Source organism: Streptomyces sp. NPDC055140 (assembly GCF_053607285.1).
Genome location: NZ_JBSGTG010000090.1, coordinates 2,014 through 6,183, shown reverse-complemented (window position 1 = coordinate 6,183; position 4,170 = coordinate 2,014). Strand labels below are relative to the sequence as shown.

Below are 4,170 nucleotides of genomic sequence, written 5' to 3'. Positions count from 1 at the left end.
CACGGACCTCGTCGGCTGGCACCAGGCGGGCTTCAGCCGCCTCCTGTCGGAGCTTTGAGTCGCGCTCAGCGAGTTCCGGAATCCGCGAGAACCATCCGGCGGCACGGTCAATTCGCTCCGCCAAAGGCTGGTCATCAATGTGACGGGAGCCGGTCTCCCCCTCTGGCGGCTTCGGCTGGCGGGCCTCCTCGGCCACGGTGGTAGGGCCAGACGATGCTGGCGTGTTCGGGGCCACCGGGGCCGGGGACGCTCCCCCGCTCGCCTCATCGGGAGTCGTGGTGTCATAGGTTGTGCCCGCAGGTGGGCCGTTCTGGCCCAACGTCGGCGGTATTTCGCTCAATGACTCCACAGCTGCACGCACGTCGCCGTCGACGTCGTCCTGCCCCAATGCACCGGCCAACGGTTCCGGCCTCTGGGCCTGAGCTGTGAGCGGGGCTTGGATGACGTCTGGCCTCTCACCGTGGCTCATCGCAGCCCATCGCCCGAATCTCTGCGCCAACTCCGCCATGTCTGCATGCCGGGCGACATCCTCCGTGCTGATCTGGGGGACCTGGGACTCCTCCAGCAGCACCGGCTTCTCACGGACGGCCTGCATCACGGAACGGTCCAAGGGCGGCAGACGCCGCGTCGCCGACTTGCGGTCCTCGTTGTTCATCCACGGCCGACGCGACTGCTCGTGCCGCGCCTCAGAGGCGGCGCGTGCATCCGCGTGCAGCCCCTCCGGGTACAGCGTTGCGAGGTACAACGCTTCTCGCCCCATGTTCGAGATGCGCAAGGGCGTCGAGGTCTCATCCTCCGTATCCGTCACCAAGAACCCGGCCTCGCGCAGCATCGCGACCCGTTCAGCATCCACGTTCCGCCCCGCCACGACGCGATCGTCAGCGGTCTCCTTCAGCAGACGCGGTGTGCCGGTCTCGTCCAGCCACAGGCGCCCCTGGTACGCGTGAGCCATGTCCGCGGCAAGAGCTGGCCACCAGCCCAGTTCGGGTACCGCACTCTCGGCAAGTCGCCGAGCGCCTTCCAGCCGGTCACGGTTGGCAGCGTCCATGCGTGTCACAGCGGTCAGCACCGTGTCGTGCTCCGTCTCCAGCCTGTCGAGCTCCGCCTTCAGGCCTTCACGCAACTCCGCCTGCCGGGCCTTCTCTGCAGCCGGCTTGAGCCCATCGAGAACCGCCCTCAGGTCCTCTGCGGTTGTGGCGAGGCCAGCCGTCCGCTGGGTCTCCGCCGCAGCGCTGATCACCGCTGACGCGTGATACTCCAGGCGCGACGTCTTTCCCCCGGCGTGCGCTTCCCACGCCAAACGGTGATGGCGCTGAGCAACACGCCAGTGGGCGTGGGCGGCATGCATGACCGCCTCCAGACGCTCTTCGCTCCGGGTCGAAGAGCGAGACAGAGCTCGCTGCGCGCCATCGGCTGCTTCATCCGCGTACTGGAATGCCCGGTCGACTACGTCCGTCAAAGCTGCGATGTAGGTTGCTTGGTCGAGCTCTGTTGGCGCCGGCGCCACAGGGGCGTGCATGTCGCTCTCGTCCGTGGTGGCTGTGGCCTCAGGAGTGGTGTGCTTTGTCTGTTGGGCGTCAGATTGCTGCTTTGGCGCGGTGCCCTGCTCATCCAGCTCGGAATCTGAGGCGAGTGGTGTCTCGTCCTCATCCGTCCGGGGGTGCTGAGGCGGCTGCCCGAGAGCGGATGGGGCCTTCCCTTTCGCCCCTTCTTTCGGCGGAGTGGCTGTGGCGGTGAAGTCAGGTGGCGCCGGGCGGCTTCCCAGGATTTCGCCATCGGCACCCTCATCGGCTGAGCGAGTAGGTGCGTCTGGGTCACCGCGTGCGTCGGCGTCTGTCCCCTGGCTGGTGGTGCTGCGGGGGGTGCGCGCCGCGGTGCGGCGAGTGCCAGCGGCGGCACCACCATTCGTCGGGGCTGTCGCAGAGGTGCCGACGGTCCGGTCCTGCCCCGAAGAGTTCGGGCGTTCGGACCCGACCGGAGGCCTGTGCACCGGTCCAAGGACACGAGGAGTCATGTCGTCGTCTGCGGTCCAACCGGGGGCTGACGCGGTAGCCAACCCTGACGGCGGTTCCTCCTCCGCCGTCCATCCGGATCCGTTCGCAATCACGGAATCGGGCTCTACCGGGGATGTGTCCAACACGCGAGGTAGGTCGTCGTCGCTCGCCCACCCCGCGGCTACGGCATCGAGCGCCGCCGGAGCATCCTCATCATCCCAAGCGCTCCCCGTGCTGCTCGTGGCCACGGAGCCGTCTGCTTCCCTGACATCCTGCCCGGGCGCTAGGCCGCGGGTGACATCGGCCGATGCGGACCAGGCCGGATCCGCATCGGGAACGGCCAAGCCCGAGGGCGGTTCCTCGTTCGATGCCCAACCAGAGTCAGGTGCGGTCGGGGACGTCGACTCCGCCGCGGACATACCCAGGACACGAGGTATGTCGTCGTCGCTCGCCCACCCTGCCGCTACCGCATCGAGCGCCGCCGGAGCATCCTCACTCCACGCCTCGTCCGCGCTGGTGGCAACAGCTGAACCGTCCGTTCGCCCAGCCTCCCGTTCAGGTGCAAGGACGCGCGGGACGTCGTCCGCTGCGAACCACCCCGGAGCCCGTGCTGGGAGCGTCAACCCAGAGGGAGAATCCTGTGCCCAAGCAGAATCGGGCGAAGTCGCGGGGGCACGCTCCACTGCGGAAGCCCTAAGGACACGTGGCGCATCTGCTTCGCTCGCCCAGCCAGCGGGAACTGCATCGAGCGCCGAGGCCGCGTCCTCCTCGCGCCAAGCGCCATCCGCATTGGTGGTGACGGCTGGATCCACTATTTGCCCGGCGTCGGGTGCGAGGACGCGCGGGACATCGTCCGCTGCGGACCTGCCAGCCGCCGCGTCTTGCGGCATCAGACCTGACGGAGGCTCCACCTCCGACGCCCAACCCGAGTCAGGAGCCAAGGCACGGGACGCGTCCTCATCGCTCGCCCACCCCTCGGCCACACCGCCGGGTTCCGACGGTGCATCCTCCTCCGCCCACGCGTCATCTGGGTCGCTGGGCTGGAGCGGGAACTCTTCGGGAGCGGTGGCCATATGTCACCTCGCTGACGATCACGGGTGGCGGCCAGGCCGCCTGCATTCCCTGGGGCAAATCAAGTGCCTTTCGACGCTAGGGATCACCGCAGCGCGCGTGCCCTCCAGCACTGCGGGGCTCCCGCCTGAGGGGAAACGCGGCCCAGAAGATTGGTGGCCGATCCCCCCGGGCGGTCCGCGTCCTTCATCACCGGCCCGGGGAAGCCTGTGCACCCTGTGGTTGGAGATCGTCCGGGCGCGGCTGACGGCTTCGTCCGGAAGGCACGGCAGGTGAGGGCGACTGGGGCAGCTGCCGTTGCTGAGCAGCGGCCTGGACGCGTTCGCGGACACGGCGCGCGCGGCCGGCATCGATGCGACCTTGGACGAAGGCTTCGCCGTAGCGCTCCACGATCTGGACGACCTTGTCGCTGGTAGCGCCTTGGAGGTCGTCCCGGGTGAAGAGGCCGGCCGGTGCGGACTTGGCATCGAATCCGAAGCGCAGCACGCTCCCGTACTCCGGGTGTCCGGTGACGGCCACGTACAGGTCGAGAGCGTTCATCTTGCTCTGCAGGGTGGGCACGCTGGGCGCGGCCGGGTTGTCCATGAGGTTCAGGAGTTCCTCGCGCAGCCGGTCGGGTGTGACCGGTCCGGGATCCGCCGGGAGCGGCTGAGGTTGTGGGCGCCTTGCCAGCACGCCGTGCAGCACCTGTTCTCCGGTGGCGCCTTCGAGTTCCGCAGCAGTGAACTGGGCTGCGGCGCGGGGTGAGTTGGGATCGAATCCGAACTGGACGACGTGCCCGTGCCGGGGGCTTCGGGCCACCCGAACATAGAGCGGCATGTCGTCGAGGACGGTGTGTTCGGTGGGTGTGGTCGGAGCGTCCGGGGCGTGAAGCAGGCGCAACAGGCTCCGGCGCAGTTCCTCTCCCTCAGACAGCCGGGGCGGGAGGGCCGTCAAATTCCGCGGTTCTTCCTCCAGCTGCGGCTCGGGGGCCGACTCAGCGTTTGCCTCGTTCGCGGATTCCGGCTCGGTGTCTGCCTCGAGTTCCGGAGGGCCGTCCGGCTCCGGCTCGAGGTCGTAGTCCAACTCGTCGCCGTCTTCGAACTGTTCAGGCTCGTGCTCGAGA

2 pseudogenes are annotated in these 4,170 nt (G+C 68.4%); both read right to left on the bottom strand.

Features of this window, described 5'->3' with window-relative positions:
• A pseudogene (locus ACWFR4_RS47185) lies at nucleotides 1-1,348 on the bottom strand (hypothetical protein); the annotation flags it as partial.
• 1,906 nt (nucleotides 1,349-3,254) lie between these two features.
• Nucleotides 3,255-4,170, bottom strand: a pseudogene (locus tag ACWFR4_RS47180) (hypothetical protein); the annotation flags it as partial.